Consider the following 21011-nt stretch of genomic DNA (forward strand, 5'->3'; position numbering starts at 1 on the left):
CGGTTAACCCAGTAGTTTCATTTCCAGCGCCCGACTCATTGCTTGAGTACGACTATTCACTCTGAGCTTCGCATAGATGTTTTTGATGTGCCATTTTACCGTCTCAACAGAAATATCGAGGGAGCGAGCGATTTCTTTGTTCATCTGCCCTTCGGCGATCAGGTGTAATACCTGAAGTTCTCGCTCACTGAGTTCGCCATTAATATCGAGACCTCCACGATTAAACGGTGTCCCTCCTCCCGGATCGCTCTTGTCTACCCAGTGGCCATGTCCTGTCCCCTCCTCTTTACAAACCGAAGAGGATTCGTTCATACAGGCAAGCAAAGGTTGTAATGCATCACCCGCCTCAAGAAAGATGCCCTTGAGATGCTGTTGCTCTGCTAGTTGCAGTACTGGCTGAAATGTAGTGCAAGCAGCCGCAGTTTTGCCACTGTTCCACAAGGCTAATGACCAGAGCGTACGTAGACGTGCTGCGCTTAACCCGTCACCCCGACTTTCCTGATCAGAGACCATTTCAGCCAGTAGAATGCCGGCTTGCGGCGCCTGGCCTCTGGCGAGAAGAAGGCGGCTGCGGCTAAGGGATGCATACCGAACGATGGCTCGTTGACATGGATGCCCGGCATCAATTCTGAAGTTGGCGACCATTTGTGCAAGTTGCCGTTGCAGTTGCTCTGCGCCGGTGAAATCTCCGCGCTGCAGCCGTACCCGCACTTGCTCTGCTAACAACATAGCCTGTAACCGTTGCCATCCGCGAGACACGGCAAGTCGCTGCGCATGCTCCAGCAATCGCTCTGCCTCATACGGCATATCGTCATCTAAGGCCTGACGCGCAAGATAGATATAGCAACGACTCAGCGCGTCGGGTGGACTGAATCGATCGATCAATTCGAGCCGATCGGCTAACAGATGATCGAGCGAGTCACGACTCTTGCATTCGTAAGCTATCTCCGCCAGCAGTGGCGCCAGTGTCGCTCCACTGGTCGACTGGGTACCGGTATAACATTCCGCCTGGCGCAATGTTTTCTCTGCATACCACCCGGCTTTTTCCAGATCCCCCTGACAAAGATGGCACTGGGCAATGATAAAAGCGCGGTAAACCGAGACAAACAGATTGTCTAAGGGACTTTCTGGAGAGGGCATATGCTGTTGAACCTCCAGAGCGTCGGTATAGCGCTGGTTAACAACATGGCAATAGCTGAGAATATTGCATATCAGACCATCAACCCAGGTATCCCCGCAGGGCACTTCGGCCAGCAATGGCTGAACAATAGCCAGACTCTCTGGGATGTTTTCCGCAAAGGCTTCGCAAATTGCGCGCACAACACGCAATTTGCACCAGGTGCTGCGGGTTAAATCATCACGGTGATTAACTACCATCTGATCCAGATTATCAAGCAACTGCCTTGATTCATCAAAGTGGAAATAATGCGCCAGTGCCCAGGCCAGATTAATTTGCAGGTCAATGCGCGAAGGATCCGTACTGGCAGGTAAATGATGCATCCAGGAAATCAGGGTATCTATATCCCCTTCTTCTGCCAGTGACTGAGCGCTTGCACCATCCTGCCCGGGGCTATGCACCGGCTTGCCTGCTCTGAGTGCATGGCGTACCGCCTCAGACCACAGTCTCTGTTCGACAAACCAATGACTGGCTAATTCATGTAACTGCTTGCGGTCAATATCGTTGCTCTGCTGCAACATAGTCCGAAGGTTTTCCTGCAACAGAGGATGGTAGCGAAACCAGTAGCCTTGTTCGTCAAGGGCTGACAAAAAAAGGTTGTGTCGCTCAATCCATGCCAGCATCGCTTTACTATCATCACGTCCTGTAACTGCATGACATAATTCGGCATTCAACCGGCTGAGGAATGACGTTTTCACCAGAAAATCGAGAACCTCTTCCGGCAGCGGATCCAGTACCACCTCTTTCAGGTAACGGGCAATGGACCGTGTTCCTCCATGAATATTGCGCAACAGATGCTCTGGATCATTCTGCAATTCTGCGGACAATGAAGCGATCTTCATGCCCGCGATCCAGCCCTCGGTCGCAGACTGTAGCCGCTGTGCATGCTGGCTGCTGAGTGGTACCGCAACCGTGCGGCTAAAATAGTTTTGAGTTTCTTCGAGCGTGAATTGCAGGTCTCGATCATAGATTTCCACCAGCTGGTCCTGTGCCTGCAGCTGGCCCAGAGAAAGACTCGGGTGGAAACGGCTGCCAATGATCAAATGCAAGGCGGCAGGCGCATGCCTGATTAAATAACCCAGGGCTTCATATACCCCACGATCATTAATCACATGAAAGTCGTCGATAATCAGGTACAAGTCGTGCGGGCAATAATGTAGCTGGTTAATTAGCCCGGCCAGCAGCTGCTCGGAGCTGGAGAGCTTCTGTTCTTCCATGTCGCGCCAGAAATCAACGTCCCAATCAGCATAAAGTGGACGCAATGCCTGCAGCAGATAAGGAATAAACTGCCATACGTCATCATCATCCTCATCGAGGCTAAGCCAGGCGATACGCTCCCCCTGGGCTACCATGTGCTGATGCCATTGCGCCAATAGCGTGGTTTTGCCAAATCCAGCGCCTGCACAAACGATACCCAGTCGGCACCGCTGAACTGGATTGAGAAGTTGAAGAAGTCGTGGACGCTCCAGCAATTGTATCGCGGAGCGAGGCGGGACGAATTTGGTCAGGATAAGCGGCAAGCCTCTCGTCATCCGCAATGGTCCGGAGACCAGCGATGGTGATTGGCGACCTTTTAAATCCGATGGCTTCATCCGCGGTTGTCTACTCGCTTTGTTTTTTTCAATTGTACGCCAGACCCCGGGATGACATGGGGCTACCAAACTTGATTGATACACAAAATTTATAAAGTTTGACCTCAAGCATGAAAACCCCCACCTACCCCCCCATGAAGGTGGCTTCGCACTCTCTCGAACCACTCGTAGATTCATTGCATTGGTGTGGCCAGGGGGCATCCCCCCTGTCTGTTGGCCCCGCCTGGGTGACCTTTATTGAGGAGAATTAAATGATGCTTAGCAAACAGGCTTTATTGCAGGCTTACCGTAAGATGCGGGAGATCAGGACATTTGAGGAGCGTTTGCATCAGGAAAATACCAGCGGCGATATCCCAGGTTTCATTCACCTTTATACCGGTGAGGAGGCCATCGCGGTGGGGGTCTGCGAAAATTTAACGAGCGCTGATTTCATTGGTTCAACACACCGTGGACATGGTCACTGTATCGCTAAAGGTTGCGACATTCACGGCATGATGGCCGAAATATTCGGTAAGGACAGCGGGTTATGTCGCGGTAAGGGTGGCTCTATGCACATTGCCGATCTGTCGAAAGGAATGCTGGGTGCGAACGCTATCGTTGGTGGAGCCCCTCCATTGGCCATCGGCGCAGCGCTGACGGCAAAAACGCTTAAAACCAACAACGTCGGAGTCTCTTTTACTGGCGATGGTGGTTCTAATCAGGGCCTGGTCTTTGAAGCCATCAATATGGCCGTCGTGCTCCAGCTTCCAGCCATCTTTATTTTCGAGAACAACGGTTATGGCGAAGGGACCGGTCATGACTACGCCGTTGGTGGGCGTGATATCGCCCGACGCGCCGCTGGCTTCGGCCTACCGGCAGTGACCGTTGATGGCACCGATTTCTTTGCCGTTTATGAGGCCACCTCAGAGGCGGTCAAGCGCGCACGTGAAGGGGGTGGCCCAAGCGTCATTGAGGCCAAAGCCTACCGCTGGCATGGTCATTTTGAGGGCGATCCCGCGTTATACCGTGCTGAAGGTGAAGTTCAACGCCTGCGTGAAAAACATGATCCGCTGAAGATTTTCACATCCAGGGTCAAGCAACATATCACCCAGGAAGAACTGACGGCAATTGATGAGGAAGTAGAAGCGCTTGTCAACGATGCTGTATTGAAAGCCCGCGCCGCTGCCTATCCGGCTCCGGAAGACCTGCTGACAGACGTATACGTCTCATACTGAGGGTGATAACAATGACGATAAAAACCTATCGTGAAGCGGTCAAGGAAGCCCTGGCTCAGGAAATGGAACGCGACGAACGCGTTGTGCTAATTGGTGAAGACTTGCGTGGCGGTCATGGCGGAAATGCGCCCGAAGACGCGAAAATAGAAGCCTTTGGCGGTGTACTCGGTGTCACTAAAGGACTGTGGACGCAGTTCGGCTCTGAGCGGGTGATCGACACCCCCATTACAGAGTCGGCAATCATCGGTATGGCTGCCGGCGCCGCAGCAACCGGTCTGCGGCCAGTAGCGGAATTGATGTTCATGGATTTTTTTGGTGTGAGCCACGATGCGCTGTACAACCAGGCGGCTAAGTTCCGCTACATGTTTGGTGGCAAAGCCCGGGCACCACTGGTGATGCGAGGTATGATCGGCGCGGGTTTTTCTGCCGCAGCCCAGCATTCACAGTCACCCTATAATATCTTTGCGACCACGCCAGGACTGAAGGTGGTGGTGCCATCGACACCTTATGACGTCAAGGGGCTGTTAATCCAGTCAATTCGCGACGACGACCCCGTGGTATTCTGCGAGCATAAAATGCTTTACGACCTCAAGGGCGAAGTACCGGACGAGAGCTATACCATCCCGCTAGGTGTAGCCAACTATACTCGCGAAGGAGAGGACGTCACCATCATTGCCTTGTCGGCAATGGTACATAAAGCAAACCAGGTTGCGGACAAACTGGCCAAGGAGGGGATCTCGGTCGAGGTGGTCGACCCACGTACTATTTCGCCACTGGACGAAGAAGGTATTCTGGAATCGGTGGCTTCTACGGGGCGTGTAGTGATTGTCGACGAGTCAGCAGCACGCTTCGGTTTCGCTCATGATGTCGCGGCACTGATTGCTTCCCAGGCATTCCATTTCCTCAAAGCGCCCGTTCTGCTGGTGACGCCACCACACACTCCGGTCCCGTTCTCCCCTGCTCTCGAAAAACTCTGGGTCCCTGGCGTTGAACGTATCGAAGCAGCCGTCCGTCAAGTGCTGGAGGATTAATCTATGAGCGAAATCAAGACGCTTGAAATGCCCAAATGGGGGCTTTCAATGGAGGAAGGTTTGCTCGCCCGGTGGGCAATCCAGGAGGGTGACAGCTTCACCAAAGGGCAGGAAATCTGTGAGATTGAAACCAGTAAAATCGTCAATGTGCTGGAAGCCCCCTTTGCCGGTACATTACGTCGGATAATCGCCCGACAGGGGGATACTCTCCAGGTAGGAGCCGTGCTGGCACTGGTCGCTGACGCTTCGGTCAGCGATGCTGAACTGGACGAATTTGCGGCCAGTCTGGCTACGGAGAAAACAGCAGCCTCTGACACGAAGGCTACCGAGCCGGACGTCACTGCGCAGGCAGGCGCTAAGCCGCCTGCCGTTGTCTCGCTCCCCTCCAACAACCCCGTGGCGCCCGTTGGGCAGACCGAAGTCCCCGTCAGTCTGCAAGGCGTGACCGATGTGACTCAGGTCAATGCCACTCCCCATGCGTTACGTCTGTCTGCTCGCTGGGGTGTCGACCTGAAAAAGGTCCGCGGTAGCGGGCGTGGCGATCGTATCTCTGTGTCTGACGTGGAAAGCGCGATCGTTGCCGCCGGTGGCCGCATCGTCTCTTCAACGCCCCCCGTTCGTCGCAGCAAAGCCCCCCGCTCGCATGCCGATGATAGCCAGGTATCGGCCACCCCGCTGGCGCGCCGTCTGGCTGGCAAAATGGGTATCAACTTACATGACTGCCGAAGCAGCGGTTCACGTGGCCGGGTGAGTCGTGATGATGTGCTGGCCACGGCGTTGTTACTCGACGAACACTCGCAGACCCGTCCTGTGCAGGAGAGTATCCCGGCAACCTTTGAGAACATCCCCATGTCCGGTATGCGGCGGGCTATCGCTGCTCGCCTGCAAACGTCCAAGCAACAGTCCCCCCATTTCCGTTTGAGTGTCGATCTTGATCTGGAACGACTGTTAGCGTTACGTCAGGAAATTAACAGCGAAGTACCCGGCGTCAAGATTTCGGTTAACGATCTGCTGGTTAAGGCCTGTGCCCTGGCTCTGGTGGCGGTGCCGGATGTCAACGTACAGTTTGATGAAGCAACCCAAAGTATCCGCCGCTTTGCGGATGCCGACATTTCGGTGGCCGTTGCGCTGCCTGGCGGGTTAATTACCCCTATTGTTCGCTCGGCGAACCGCAGATCGGTCAGCGACATATCGAACGAAATTCACTCCCTGGTGACCAAAGCCAAAGCGGGCACGCTGAAGCCCGAAGAATTCCAGGGGGGGACCTTTAGCTTGTCAAACCTGGGTATGCTCGGAGTACGGCAGTTTGACGCCATCATCAATCCACCGCAAAGCGCAATCCTCGCAATTGGCGCCGGCGAGGTCCGGGCGGTAGTACGCGACGGGCAAATCGTCGCGCGCCACCAGCTGACGGTATCGCTATCCTGCGATCACCGGATCATCGATGGGGCGCAAGGCGCGGCTTTTCTCCGGGAACTCAAGCGACTGATTGAAACACCAACCTTGATGTTTATCCAGGAGACGAGCTATGCACGATAAATACGATGTGCTGATCATCGGCGGTGGGCCTGGGGGATATGTTGCCGCCATCCGTGCCGGTCAACTAGGGCTTCGTACCGCATTAGTGGAAAAACAACATTTGGGAGGCATCTGTCTGAACTGGGGCTGCATTCCAACCAAGGCGCTGTTGCATGGTGCCGAGGTCGCGCACAGTATCACCCATGCCAGTCAGTTGGGCTTCAGTGTGGGTGAGGTGAATTTCGATCTGCAGAAACTGGTGCAGTTTAGCCGTAACGTGTCGCAACAGCTCACCGGTGGGGTTGAGTACCTGTTGAAGAAAAATGGCGTCAGGGTGATTGATGGCACCGCGCGACTGCGCGGCAAGGGACAAATCACGGTCGCGGATGCCCGAGGGGAAGAGCACGATTACCGGGCCGATCACGTGATCCTGGCAACGGGGGCCCGGCCACGAGCATTACCAGGCATAACGCCAGATGGTGAATATATCTGGACCTATTTCGAGGCACTGCAGCCTGAGCGATTGCCAAAGTCGCTATTAATCATCGGTTCAGGGGCGATTGGCGTCGAGTTCGCCAGCCTTTATAACGATCTTGGCTGCAAAGTGACGCTGGTCGAGCTAGCCCCGCAGATTCTGCCAGTTGAAGACGCTGAAGTGTCTGCTGCGGTGCGTAAATCATTTGAAAGGCGCGGCATACAGGTCCATACCCAGACTCTGGTGACGCAAGTACAGCTCACCGATACAGGGGTGCGCTGCACGATGAAAAACACCGGCACCGAATATTTCCAGGAAGTCGAACGTGTGCTGCTGGCGGTTGGCGTACAGCCTAATATTGAAGATCTCGGGCTGGAAGCGCTGGGCGTCGAGTTAGACCGCGGCTTTATCAAGACGGATACGGCTTGTCGCACTAACGTATTCGGGCTTTATGCCATCGGCGATGTAGCCGGCCCGCCGTGTCTGGCGCACAAGGCCAGCCACGAAGGAGCGATCTGCATTGAGACACTGGCTGGCGTCGAAGGCACACACCCTCTTGATCGCGACTATGTGCCCGGTTGTACTTATTCCCGACCCCAGGTTGCCAGTCTGGGCCTCACAGAATCGACTGCCCTGGCCAGAGGACGGCCAGTCAAGATCGGTAAGTTCTCCTTTCAGGGGAATGGTAAGGCGCTGGCAAGCGGAGAGACGGAGGGTTTTGTAAAGACTATTTTCGATGCTGAAACCGGCGAGTTGCTGGGAGCGCATATGGTTGGCGCGCAGGTCACCGAACAGATCCAGGGTTTTGGTATCGCCCGTCACCTGGAAGCCACACATGAAAGTCTCCTGTCGATGATCTTTGCGCATCCGACGCTTTCAGAAGCGATGCATGAATCAATACTGGCTGCCTGTGGCCAACCGTTGCATCAATAAGAAAATCAGGGAGGCGATAGCTTCGTGATACTGAGTCAATCTCCGGTTATCCCTCCTGTATTTTCCTTATCAGAGACTCACCGTGAACGGTTATCGAAGTGACAGCCTGCAGATATATTGCCGCCGTTCAGGCTCACTGAGCAGTGAGCGCGTTTAACATATCGCATCGGATTTTTTATCATAATATTCTGATTTTTTTAACACAGCGCGGAGACAAATCTGAAAATTGTCCGTATCCGTACTTTTGCTGTTTTAATAGCCCCGCCTTTGAGTATAAAGTAGCCGCAAATGTAAATGAATGTCATGAAATACATTCATAACGTAAGTCGCAAAGGCATACAGGATCAGGGATGAAAGTTTTATACCCGGTGTGGGTGTTACTGGCATTGAGTCAGTCAGTCTTCGCAGCCCCGTTGTCACCAGCAGATCGCAACAGTATCGAACAACAGCAGCAGCAATTGCTCCTTCAGAACCAGCAGCAGCGTGAGTCGCTGGATCGCGCCGCGCCGCTGGCGCGCCCCTCTCAGCCTGAACAGCCTGTGCCGACGTCCGGCCCCTGTTTCACCATCACGCGTATTGTGCTTGATGGCGCCACCCTCATTGATGCCCGCAAACAGCAGAAATTAGTCGCGCCCTGGCTGAACCAGTGCCTGGATATGGCGCGTATTAATCAACTGACAAATACGGTTTCTGACTGGTACATCAGCCGGGGATATATCACCAGTCGCGCTTTTCTGACGGAGCAGGATTTACGTTCTGGCGAGCTGCATCTGGCTATTCTGGAAGGGCGACTCGAGAAAATACGCATGGATGGCGCGCCTGAGCGCGAGCTGAAAATGACGTTTCCAGGACTGGAAGGCAATATTTTTAACCTGCGGGATATTGAACAGGGCATGGAACAAATTAACCGTGCCCGTACCACGCCGGTTCAGATTGAAATATTGCCAGCCGATAAGCAAGGATGGTCGATTGTTCATTTGACCGCCACACCAGAATTTCCTCTTTCCGGCTCAGTCAGCGTTGATAACAGCGGCCAGAAAAGTACGGGCGTCGGGCAAATTAACGCCGGGCTGAACGGCAATAACCTGTTGGGGCTGGCCGACAGCTGGTTTGTTTACGGCGGGCGCAGCAGCGCGTTTTCGAATGCTAAAGACGCTCAAAGTTTTGCGGCGGGCGTCAGCATCCCCTACGGCTACAGCCTGCTGGATTACAGCTACAGCTGGAACAACTATCTCAGCACCCTCGATAACAACGGCGACTTCTGGCGCTCAAGCGGCGATACCGAAACGCACCGCGTCAATCTCTCGCACGTCCTGTTCCGCAACGGCGATATCAAAACCGGCGTCTCCGTGGGCTTAAGCCATCGCATCAACCATAACTATCTCGACGATGTCCTGCTGAAAAGCAGCAGCCGCACACTCACCAGCCTGCAGTTTGGCCTGAGCCATACCCAGAAAATGTTCGGTGGCGTGGCGACGTTTAACCCGACCCTCAGCCGCGGCATGCCGTGGCTGAACGCCGAAAGCGACGGCAACAAAAACGGCGATTTGCCGAAAGCGCAGTTCCGTAAATGGAGTCTTAATGCCAGCTTTCAGCGCCCGGTGGCTGAGAATCTGTGGTGGCTGGCGAGCGCCTACGGGCAGTGGTCGCCGGACCGCCTGTACGGCAGCGAGCGCCTGACGCTGGGGGGCGAGAGTTCCGTTCGCGGTTTTAAAGAGCAGTATATTTCAGGTGACAACGGCGCGTACTGGCGAAACGAACTCAACTACACGCTGTTTACGCTGCCGGTCATCGGCCAGGTCAGCGCGTTAGCCGCCGTCGATGGTGGCTGGCTGCACTCCGACAGGCTTGATCCTTATGCCGGAGGCACGCTCTGGGGCACCGCCGCAGGGCTGAGAACCGCCAGCCGGTGGCTGTCCACCTCGTTCACCGTCGGGCTTCCTCTGGTTTACCCGGGCTGGCTTGGGCCGGATCATGTCAGCATTTACTCCCGCGTTGCCGTCGCGTTTTAAAGGATTATCGCCATGGATCAGCAGCCTCCTGTTCGCTTCACCTATCGCCTGCTCAGCTATCTGATGAGCGCCCTGCTCGCCGGACAGCCTCTGCTGCCTGCGATTTCCGCCACGCTGACGCCAACGGGCGACACCTCCGCAGGCAATGCGGCGAACGGGGTCCCGGTGGTGAACATCGCCACGCCAAACGGCGCAGGGATTTCGCACAACGCGTTCCAGGACTACAACGTCGGCAAAGAAGGTCTGATCCTGAACAACGCCACCGACAAGCTGAACCAGACTCAGCTCGGCGGGGTTATCACCGGCAATCCGAACCTGACCGCGGGCAAGGAAGCGAAAGGCATCATCAATGAAGTGACCGGCGGCAACCGTTCACAGCTTCAGGGCTATACGGAAGTGGCAGGTAAAGCGGCGAACGTGATGGTGGCGAACCCGTATGGCATTACCTGCAACGGCTGCGGATTTATCAACACCCCGCAGGTCACGCTGACCACGGGGAAACCGGTCTTTGACGCCAGCGGCAATTTACAGGCGCTGGACGTGAAAAAAGGCAGCATCACCATCGAAGGGCAAGGACTGGATGCCAGCAGCAGTGATGCGCTGTCAATCATTTCACGCGCAACCGAAGTGAACGCCGCCATCCATGCCAGGGATTTAAAGGTGGTTGCCGGGGCCAACCGGGTTGGCGCAGATGGCAGCGTACAGGCGCAGCAGGGTGAAGGCCGCGCCCCCACGGTGGCGGTGGATACCGGCGCGCTGGGCGGGATGTACGCCAACCGCATTCATCTGGTGTCCAGCGAAAAAGGCGTCGGGGTTAATCTCGGAAACCTGAATGCCCGCCAGGGGGGCATCACCCTCGATGCCAGCGGCAAACTGACGGTCACTAACAGCCTCGCCAGCGGGGCGTTGTCCGCCAAAGGTGAAAGCCTCGCTCTGACGGGCGATCATAAAGCCAGCGGCAATATATCGCTCAACAGCCAGGGCGACATTGCCCTGAGCAACGGTTCGCTGAACAGCGACGGCGACCTGGTACTGAACGCCAGCGGCACGATTTCGCACGCCAATGAAAAGCTGACCGCCGGACGCGATGCAACGCTGACCGCGAAAAACATCCGTCAGGATGGCGCCAGCCAGATTAACGCCGCCCGCGATATTGCGGCTAACGCCCGTGACACGCTGAAAACGCAGGGACAGATGACCGCCGGGCAAAACCTGACGGTAAGCAGCAACACCCTGACCCAGGACGGCAAGCTGCTGGCGAAGAACAGCGCTCAGTTGAATGCGGGTACGCTGCATAACCGCGGCACCGTGCAGGGTGCTTCCCTGCGCGTGGACAGTTCAACGCTCAGTAACAGCGGTTCCATGCTGAGCGGCGGCAACCTGGCCATCAATACTCAAGACTTTACCCAAAGCGGCAGCACCGGCGCGAAAGGCAAAGCGGAGATCACCGCCAGCGGGAAGCTGAGCAACACCGGCTCGCTGGTCAGCGACGATGTGCTGGCGCTGAAGGCGCAGGATGTGACGCAGAACGGCGTGCTGTCCGGCGGTAAAGGGCTGACGGTCAATGCGCAGACCCTGACCTCCGGCAAAAATTCGGTGACCCACAGCGATGCGGCCATGACGCTGAATACCGCTACGGCGATGCTGGACGGGGAAACCAGTGCCGGCGGCGATCTACGGTTGCAGGGCGACAGTCTCAGTACCGCCGCGAGCGCACAGCTGCAGAGCGGCGGTCATCTCAGCCTCAGCGCACGGGAAGCGACGCTGGCGGGCACCCAGGCGGCACAACAAGCCATGACGGTGAACGCCCGCGAAAAACTGGCCCACAGCGGTAAAAGCAGCGCGGCATCGCTCACCCTTCGCGCATCGGAGCTGACCAACAGCGGCGTGCTGGTGGCTTCCAGCCTGAACACGCAGTCGCAGCGCCTGACCAACAGCGGCCTGATGCAGGGCGATGCGGCCCTGCTCATTGACACACAACAGCTGGACAACCAGCACAACGGCACCCTCTACAGCGCGGCGAATCTGACGCTGGATATCCCGGATATCCGCAATAGCGGGCTTATCACCAGCGACAAAGGCCTGGCGCTTAACGCCACGACGCTGAGCAATCCCGGCAAAATCATGGCTGACACGCTGAAGGTCAACGCGACCACGCTGAGCGGTGACGGCCTGGTGCAGGGAACCGGCTCACTGACGTTTGCCGGTGACACGCTCACGCAGGGGGCCAGCGGGCGCTGGCTGACGGCGGGCGATCTCTCCCTCAAGGGCAAAACCCTGAATACCGCGGGGACCACGCAGGGACAGAACCTCACCGCTCAGGCCGACAGCTGGACGCACAGCGGCTCCGTACTGGCAACCGGCAATCTCAATGCCGCGCTGGCGACGTCGTTGCTCAACAGCGGCGACCTGATGAGCCAGGGCAACGTCGACCTGAACGCGCCCGCGCTGACCAACCACGGCCGTATTCTCTCGGCGGGCGACCTGTCGCTCACCGGGACAACCTTCACCAGCGACGGCACGCTTCAGGGCGACACGCTCCGGCTTCGCCAGAACAGTATCGACAACCAGGGCACGCTGACTGGCCTGAACGGCCTGATGCTGAACAGCACGGGCGGGCTTAACAACAGCGGCAACCTGCTGAGCCAGAAAGCGCTGGCGGTTAGCGCAGGGGACGTGACTAACAGCGGTCGCCTTCAGGGCCAGAACATCACGCTGGACGGCGCTTCTCTCAACAACAGCGGCGCGATCCAGAGCGCGCTGGATTTAGCCCTGACCCTGAGCGGCGATGTGATCGCTGCTACCGGCAGCAAAATCACCGCCCTGGGCGACGCCCGCCTGAGCGGCAAAGCGCTGAGCAACCAGGGTCTGATTAGCGCCAAAACGCTGGAGGTGAAAGGCGATTCGCTCAGCAACGGCGGCGAAATCAGCGGCGTTAACGGCCTGAACATGACGCTCAACGGCAACCTGCAACAGCAGGGCAAAATGCTGACCGGCGGGCAGCTTAACGTCAACGCCAAAGACATCAGCAACAGCGGACAGCTTCAGGGCGCGGATACCCAAATCAATGCCAGCTCGCTCACCAACAGCGGGCGCGTGCAGGGCGACAGCAATCTCACGCTCACCCTGCTGGATACCCTGACCAACCAGGCCAGCGGCGTGCTGCTGAGCCAGAACGCGCTGAACCTCACCGCGCCGGTGCTGACTAACGACGGCACGATTCAGGGCCACGGTAACACCACGCTCAGTGCGGCAACGCAGGCCCGCAATAGCGGCAAAATGCTCTCCGGCGGCGACCTGACCTTCATCACGCCGGACTACAGCGGCAGCGGCTGGCTACAGGCGACGAACCTGGTGCTGAACGTGGCGAAGTTAGCCAGTAACGGCACCGTGATAGCCGCGAACCAGGCGACGCTCACCGGCCACAGCCTGACCAACGACGGCATTCTGCAGGCCACTCAGCTGAACGTGAACGCCGGGACCGTGACCAACAGCGGCACACTGCTCGGCACTCAGGGTTTGACGCTCAAAGGGAACAGCCTTAACAACGCGGGCGGGAAGGTGTTCAGCGGCGGCGATATGCTTGCCGAAATGGTCTCGCTGAGCGGCGCGGGCCAGCTGGTGGCGCTCGGCAACCTGACGCTGAAGCTCACCAACGGCTTCAGCGCGCAGGGCGTGATTGCCGCGAACAGACAGCTCGCCATCAGCAGCCTGGGCGATATCACCAACGGAGCCACGTTGCAGGGCAACGGCATCACGCTGAGCGCCGCGGGCAGTCTGACCAACAACGGCCAGCTGACCGCAGGCAGCGGCACCACGGTATTGAGCGGCAGCCAGATTGCGCTGAACGCCAGCGGCAGTTTACAGGCAGGCGGCGACGTCAGCCTGACCAGCCAGGGCGATATCAGCCTCAACGGGTTCACCGGCACCGCAGGCAGCCTGCTGTTGAACGCGGCCGGGTCGATCGTTAACACCGCCCTGCTCTATGCGGGCCACAACCTGTCGTTGTTTGCCAGCAGCATCCAGAACCTGCGCGGCGATATGCTGGCGGGCAACAACCTGGTGATGCAGAAAGACGCCAGCGGCACGGCGAACAGTGAGGTGATTAATCGTTCCGGCAGTATTGAGACAGTCAATGGCAATATCAGCATCAACACCGCAAACCTTCTGAATACCCGTGACGGTCTGAAGGTGGACACCACATACCAGGAGTTTATGCCGTCTGACCAGTCATGGCTGCATGTTTCCTATGTGTCTCTCGGTGAAGATAACCTTGGGGTGGCATCGAATACCCTGTGTTCCGGAGGAGTGAATACCCACTGTACGACTTCTTACTGGCTGGTGCCGGCTTTCACCTATGATGAAAAAACGGTGCTGGTGAATCAGAAAGAAACGACCGTCACCGCGAACGGTGGGGCAGGTCGTATTGCTTCCGGCAACAATCTGACGGTGAACGCCGGTACGCTGACCAATGAATCCAGCTACCTGCTGGCAAACGGTGATATCACCCTGCACGGGGGTACCCTGAATAATACGTCTGCTGAAGCTGGCAAGTGGTCGACCCGGGAGAAATTTACCTGGAGCTGCAAACCGTATTGCACCACGGATTACGACCCGTTCCCGAGCGGGCAGACGGTGGAAGGCTGGCTGAAGGCGATGAAGGAGGATAAGGATTCGGGGATCGCCTATGATCTTGCAGATACCTGGACTGATTACGCGGCAGATAACCAGCAATACCGGGCGGTGATCCAGGCGGGTGGCAACGTCAACGCAACATTCACCAACGACATCAGCAACACCAACACCACTGCCAACGCGGGCAAAATCAGTAACACCATTGTTGCCCCCAGCCTCAACACACCCTCCGCACAGTCTGTGGATGGCGGTGCGGGCCCACAGGCGCTGACGGATGCCGGAACCCAGGCTATCACCGGCCCGGACTGGAAGGACACCACTGCCAGCCAGACTATCAGTGGCGGCACAGGGCTGGCACCTGACGGCATCGACAGCAACTATCCCCTGCCCTCCGGCAATAACGGCTACTTTGTGCCATCGACCGATCCGGACAGCCCGTATCTGATCACCGTTAACCCTAAGCTCGATGGCCTGGGTCAGCTCGATCCTTCACTGTTTGGCGATCTGTATAAGCTGCTGGGGATGAATCCGGGCGCGGCCCCGCGCGAGACGGGCAGCCAGTACACGGATATGAATCAGTTCCTCGGTTCGTCGTACATGCTGGGCCGCCTCAGTCTGAACCCGGACAAGGACTATCGCTTCCTCGGCGATGCGGCGTTTGATACCCGCTATGTGTCGAACACCGTGCTGAACCAGACCGGGACGCGCTATATCAACGGCATCGGCTCGGATCTCGACCAGATGCGCTACCTGATGGACAGCGCCGCCGGTGCGCAGAGTTCGCTCGGCCTGAAGTTTGGCGTGGCGCTGAGTGCCGAACAAGTGGCGGCGCTTGACCACAGCATCCTGTGGTACGAAACCGCGACCATTAACGGCCAGACGGTGATGGTGCCCAAAGTGTACCTGTCGCCAAAAGACGTGACGGTGCAGAGCGGCAGCGTGATCCGCGGCAGCAACGTGCAGCTGGCGGGCGGCAACCTCACCAACAGCGGCAGCTCGCTGCTGGCGCAAAACGGTCTTACCCTCGACAGCAGCAACAGCCTGAGCAATCTTAACGCCGGGCTTATCAGCGCCGGTGGCGGGCTCGACCTGAGCGCGCTGGGCGATGTCAACAACATCGGCTCGGCCATCAGCGGCAAAACCGTCCGGCTGGAAAGCGTCGGCGGCGGCATCAACAACATCACCCAGACGCAGCAGTGGAGCGTGGGCGACGACAGCCGTCGCGGCAACGTGCACGTCAGCGGCACCGATGTCGGGCAAACCGCCGCCATCACGGCTACCGACGGCCTGAGTATGTCGGCAGCAAAAGGCATCAACATCACCGGGGCGAAAGTCACAGCAGGCGGCGACCTCGCGATGGGCGCGGGCAACAACATCAACATCGCCGCTAACCAGACAACTGACAGCAGCAGCCAGTCCGGATTCTGGGGGCAAAAAGACACGGCGACGTCGTCCACCTCCAGCCAGGGCAGCAGCCTCACGGCGGGCGGCAACGCGGTGATGCAGGCGGGCAACGACCTGAACGTGACGGCGAGCGCCATCGACGCAGGCAAAACCGCGCAGCTGGTGGCAGGCAATGACCTGAACCTGAACGCGGCGGGCAACCAGCAGACCAGCCGCACGGGCGGCAGCGAAAGCCATCAGAGCAGCGCAGACAGAACCACCGTTTCCGCGGGCGACAACGTGACGCTGGTGGCCGGACGCGATGTTACCAGCCAGGCCGCAGGCATCGCGGCAGAAGGCAATGTCGGCATCCAGGCCGGACGCGACGTCAATCTGCAGGCCGAAGCGACGGTTAATGGCAGCAGCAGCCACAGCAGCAAGCAAACCGTTATCGACGAGTCCGTGCGCCAGCAGGGCACTGAAATCGCCAGCTCCGGCAACACCACGATACTCGCCGGACGTGACGTGAACAGCGAAGCCGCACAGGTGACCGCCAGCGGCGATATCGGCGTGGCCGCAGGTCGCGATGTGAACCTGACGACGGCGACGGAAAGCGACTATCACTACCAGGAAGAGACGAAGACTAAAAAAGGGCTCCTCAGCAAGAAAACGACCCACACTGTTGAGGAAGACAGCGCAACCCGTGAGGCAGGCACCCTGCTTTCCGGCGACAATGTCACCGTGCAGGCGGGCAACAACCTGATGGTGAAAGGTTCCTCCGTGGTGGGCGATAACACCGTGGCGCTGGGCGCGGGCAACAACGTCGATATCGTGGCGGCCACCAACACCGATTCCTCCTGGCGCTTTAAGGAAGAGAAGAAGAGCGGCCTGATGGGCACCGGCGGTATCGGCATCACCCTCGGCAGCAGTAAATCCACCCATGACCTGCGTGAAGCGGGCACCACGCAAAGCCAGAGCTTCAGCACTGTCGGCTCTACAGGCGGCAACGTGGTTATCGCTGCCGGAAACCAGGCGCACATTGGCGGCGCGGACCTGATTGCCGGGAAGGACATGAGCCTCAGCGGCAGCAGCGTGCTCATCGACCCGGGTCACGACAAACGCACCCGCGATGAAACTTTCGAGCAGAAGAAAAGCGGGCTGACAGTGGCACTGTCCGGCGCCGTGGGCAGTGCGATTAATAATGCTGTCACGGCGGCGCAGAACACCAGAGAGGAAAGCGACGGACGCCTGAAGGCACTCCAGGCGACCAAAACGGTGCTCTCTGGCGTGCAGGCCGGGCAGGCAGTGGATATGGCTGATACCACGGCTGACCCGAACGCGATGGGCGTCAGCCTCTCACTGACCACGCAGAAATCCAAATCGCAGCAGCATGCCGAAAGCGATGCGGTGGCGGGCAGTACCCTGAACGCGGGCAATAACCTCTCCATTACCGCCAATGGCAAAAAAGGTGACGGCGATATTGCCATTGCCGGAAGCCAGCTGAAAGCGGGCGGCGACACCACGCTCGATGCACAGAACAACATCCTGCTGTCCGGCGCGGCGAATACCCAGCAGTCCGGCGGCAAGAACAGCAGCAGCGGTGGCGGCGTGGGCGTGAGCATCGGTGCCGGAGGTAACGGCGCGGGTATCAGCGTGTTTGCCAACGTCAACGCAGCCAACGGCAAGGACAAAGGCAACGGCACCGACTGGACCGAAACGACGATAGACAGCGGCAAAACCGTGACCATTAAGAGCGGGAATGACACCGTACTCAACGGGGCGCAGGTCAACGGCAATAAAATTGTCGCCGACGTGGGCCATGACCTGCTGATGAGCAGCCAGCAGGACAGCAACAAGTACGACAGCAAGCAGACCAGCGTGGCAGCGGGCGGCAGCTTCACCTTCGGTAGCATGACCGGCTCCGGCTACATCTCTGCCTCCCAGGACAAGATGAAGAGCCGCTTTGACTCCGTCGCTGAGCAGACCGGGATGTTTGCGGGCGATGGCGGCTTCGATATCACCGTCGGCAACCACACCCAGCTTGATGGTGCAGTCATTGCTTCCACCGCCACGGCAGATAAAAACAGCCTCGATACAGGAACGCTCGGCTTCACGGACATCCATAACGAAGCGGATTTCAAAACCCAGCACTCCGGCATCAGCCTCAGCGGCGCGGGCAGCTTCGGCGACCAGTTCAAGGGCAACATGCCTGGCGGGATGATGTCGGCGGCAGGCAACAAAGGCCATGCCGAAGGCACCACCCAGGCCGCTGTGGCAGACGGCACTATCACCATCCGCGACAAGGCAAACCAGAAGCAGGACGTGGCGAACCTGAGCCGTGACACGGAGCACGCCAACGACAGCATCAGCCCGATCTTCGACAAGGAGAAAGAGCAGAACCGCCTGAAGGAAATCGGGATGATCAGCGATATCGGCGGCCAGGTGGCGGATATTGCGCGGACGCAGGGTGAGCTGAGCGCCATTAAAACGGCCAAAGAGCGCATGAACAGCGTGACGCCTGAAGACCGTGACGCTGCCAAAACACAGTGGGAGAAGGCAAATCCGGGCAAAACACCAAAACCGGAAGATATCAGCAATCAGATTTATCAGAACTACTACAACGAAGCCTTTAACGCGACAGGTATGGGCACCGGTGGTGCAGTTCAGCGTGGTATCCAGGCCGCGACGGCAGCGCTTCAGGGCCTGGCGGGCGGCAATATTGCGGGTGCACTGTCAGGGGCTTCGGCTCCGGAGCTGGCAAACTTCATTGGGCACAATGCCGGAATCAATGATAACGATGCAGCGAAAGCCATTGCTCATGCCATTCTCGGCGGCGTGACGGCGGCTCTTCAGGGTAACAGTGCCGCAGCTGGCGCGGCAGGTGCTGCGAGTGGAGAACTGATCGCAAGTGCCATCGCGAAAGCGATGTATCCGGATGTGAAAGATCTGTCGACCCTGACCGAAGATCAGAAACAGACGCTGAGCACGCTGGCGAGTATCTCAGCAGGCATGGCGGGTGGTATTGCCGGTGGGAACACTGCGGGTGTGGCTACCGGAGCGGCTGCCGGGAAGAATGCGGCTGAAAACAACCTCATTGCAGGTAACGAAGATGCGCAGACGAAGTTTGTTCAGGAGCATGGCAAAGATATTGCCTCCTGCTCGACTAGTCCTGGTGGGGCTGAATGTAAACGCGGTGAGGCTGTAAACAAAGCGATTGCAGCAGCGCTTGTTGGAGGGGCTACAGGTGGGGTAGTGATTGCTCTGACTCCGGAAGCAATTGCAGCCGCTCAGGCAGCAGTCAGCGCCTGTGGTGCGAATACTATACTGTGTGCAAATGAAGTCAGTATCTGGGTTGCGGAAATGGCCGCTGGAGATGCTCTTCCTGCGGGCCTGACAGTAGCGACGGTTGGCAAAATGTCTGCCAGCGAGTTGTCAGAGTTGAAGGCTCTGATGGCTGTTGAAAAACAGACAGGTCAGAAAATCAGTGCGGAGTCACTTGAAAAGGTGATGCTGGACTCAGGTGGTAAAGGGAACTGGAGCAAAGAGCTAAATAACCCACAGCCGAATAAAGTTTATCATGTAGATGGTGATAAAATTTATAAAACTGATGCTCAGGCAAGACCAAGCCAGGTTGAAGCAACTCTTAGTCCTAATGTAAAAGACAGAAATGGCTATCAACAATGTAAAGCAGGTAAGTGTGGCTTTGATGGAGATGAAGGTGGTCATTTAATAGCCAGCATTTTTAATGGGCCTGGTGAAAAATTGAACCTTGTTCCGATGGATGGAAATCTGAACAAAGGAGCCTGGAAGCAGATGGAAAATACGTGGGCAAAAGCATTAGGGGAAGGAAAAGAGGTTAAGGTCAACATTCAGCCGTCGTATATTGGGGACAGTGTCAGACCTGAGAAATTTAAAGTAGTGTATTCAATTGATGGTGGTCGCCCGATTGAAAAAGTATTTAATAACTCACCTGGAGGTAAGTAATGCGGTCTGATCAAGAAATATATAATGATATCGGTTCAGTATTACTCTCTATCGCACCTGAAAATGCGATTAAAATTATTCTATACGCTAAGCTAGAGCCGGAAAGTGACTGTGGAGAATTTACATATGACTATGTGGATAAACAGGGTGATCAACATTGGGTAACTGAAACAGCAGATGCCAGTGAACGGCTTTTGGATCTTCTGGTCGAGCTGAGGAATTTTTTTGTAGAGAACTTTAAATCACAAGAAAAGCCATTCTGGCATGGCTGTGAAGTTACTGTAAATATTGAAACGCTTAAGATTAATATCGATTTTAAATACGATAACTGATTACAATCCCGCCCTATCTGGGCGGGAGGATTTTCACATACTCAAAGTTCCGGCCAATACTACTAAAACACAATGGACAGAGATAAATAGTGCTATTGAGTACGGTAAAAGTCTGGGTGTAACCGTTAAAGTGACTCAGGTGAAATAATGAAATTTAATAAAGAACAAGATTATTGGGCAACTTGTTATTGTACTAATTAGTTTTTACTAATTGAAACTCAATCAGGGCAAGGAAGAACTAGTGCAGATCCACTATTTCCACCCCATTTACTACTACCTGAAGCTGACGACGAATGTGCTGGTCAAACTATATTACAGGCTTTGTACAATAGCTGGACACTGAATAAATTTGAGGATCGTGTTGCTTTTTTTGACCTTGAGAAAGGTAAGGAGAAGTATGCGGCCTGGATAGCCAGGTTGATGGATAGATACGGCTATAAAACCAAAAGTGCTTTATTCAAGGATATGAAACATTGCATTATTCATTGTGTCAATGGAGTTATCACTATACGGCCCACTCGCCATGAAAAACTGGAAGGTTGGGGAGGAACAAAGGGAGATAGCATTGAAGATGTTATTCTTTCAACCGACAATTCTCCTGCTGAAATTGGAGCAGGCCTTCGACTGGCATTAAGTCGGTGTAAAGGATAAGTGGATATCAATAAATCCGCCCTTTCCGGGCGGGATGCTTGGCAACAACTGATGCTATTGATAAGATTGAATCA

The 21011-nt window shown here is 56.5% G+C and carries 10 protein-coding genes; 9 read left to right on the top strand and 1 reads right to left on the bottom strand.

Going from position 1 to position 21011, the window contains the following annotated elements; genetic code table 11:
• Nucleotides 1-3: 3 nt before the first annotated feature.
• Nucleotides 4-2769, bottom strand: coding sequence for a LuxR C-terminal-related transcriptional regulator (locus Electrica_RS20185; RefSeq protein ID WP_141965261.1), 2766 nt, complete (start codon nt 2767-2769; stop codon nt 4-6).
• Nucleotides 2770-3023: 254 nt separating this feature from the next.
• Here Electrica_RS20185 and Electrica_RS20190 point away from each other — a divergent pair, with 254 nt between their 5' ends.
• The 9 genes from Electrica_RS20190 to Electrica_RS20230 all read left to right on the top strand — a co-directional run bounded on the left by Electrica_RS20190 (nt 3024) and on the right by Electrica_RS20230 (nt 20937).
• A complete protein-coding gene (locus tag Electrica_RS20190; RefSeq protein ID WP_160702574.1) occupies nt 3024-3983 on the top strand; it encodes a thiamine pyrophosphate-dependent dehydrogenase E1 component subunit alpha in 960 nt (319 codons plus the stop codon).
• Nucleotides 3984-3994: 11 nt separating this feature from the next.
• Nucleotides 3995-5014, top strand: coding sequence for an alpha-ketoacid dehydrogenase subunit beta (locus Electrica_RS20195; protein ID WP_141965262.1), 1020 nt, complete (start codon nt 3995-3997; stop codon nt 5012-5014).
• Between the two features lie 3 nt (nt 5015-5017).
• Entirely contained in the window at nt 5018-6553 is a 1536-nt protein-coding gene (locus Electrica_RS20200; RefSeq protein WP_141965263.1) for a 2-oxo acid dehydrogenase subunit E2, read from the top strand.
• Nucleotides 6543-7940 carry a dihydrolipoyl dehydrogenase gene (lpdA, locus tag Electrica_RS20205; protein WP_141965264.1) on the top strand — a complete coding sequence of 466 codons (1398 nt, stop codon included), beginning with the start codon at nt 6543-6545 and terminating at the stop codon, nt 7938-7940. Before Electrica_RS20200 ends, lpdA begins: the two co-directional genes overlap by 11 nt.
• A gap of 350 nt (nt 7941-8290) precedes the next feature.
• Nucleotides 8291-9952, top strand: coding sequence for a ShlB/FhaC/HecB family hemolysin secretion/activation protein (locus Electrica_RS20210; protein WP_141965265.1), 1662 nt, complete (start codon nt 8291-8293; stop codon nt 9950-9952).
• 12 nt (nt 9953-9964) lie between these two features.
• Nucleotides 9965-19954, top strand: coding sequence for a hemagglutinin repeat-containing protein (locus Electrica_RS20215; protein WP_141965266.1), 9990 nt, complete (start codon nt 9965-9967; stop codon nt 19952-19954).
• Entirely contained in the window at nt 19954-20286 is a 333-nt protein-coding gene (locus Electrica_RS20220) for an immunity protein YezG family protein (RefSeq protein WP_141965267.1), read from the top strand. The genes Electrica_RS20215 and Electrica_RS20220 overlap by 1 nt, the downstream gene beginning before the upstream one ends.
• Entirely contained in the window at nt 20243-20434 is a 192-nt protein-coding gene (locus Electrica_RS29380) for an endonuclease toxin domain-containing protein (RefSeq protein ID WP_141965268.1), read from the top strand. Before Electrica_RS20220 ends, Electrica_RS29380 begins: the two co-directional genes overlap by 44 nt.
• Nucleotides 20435-20496: 62 nt before the next feature.
• Nucleotides 20497-20937 (top strand): contact-dependent growth inhibition system immunity protein, encoded by a 441-nt coding sequence (locus tag Electrica_RS20230; protein ID WP_228267437.1) that lies wholly within the window; start codon nt 20497-20499, stop codon nt 20935-20937.
• The last annotated feature ends 74 nt before the right edge of the window (nt 20938-21011 follow it).

It is taken from the genome of Klebsiella electrica (assembly GCF_006711645.1).
Taxonomy (GTDB): Bacteria; Pseudomonadota; Gammaproteobacteria; order Enterobacterales; family Enterobacteriaceae; genus Klebsiella; species Klebsiella electrica.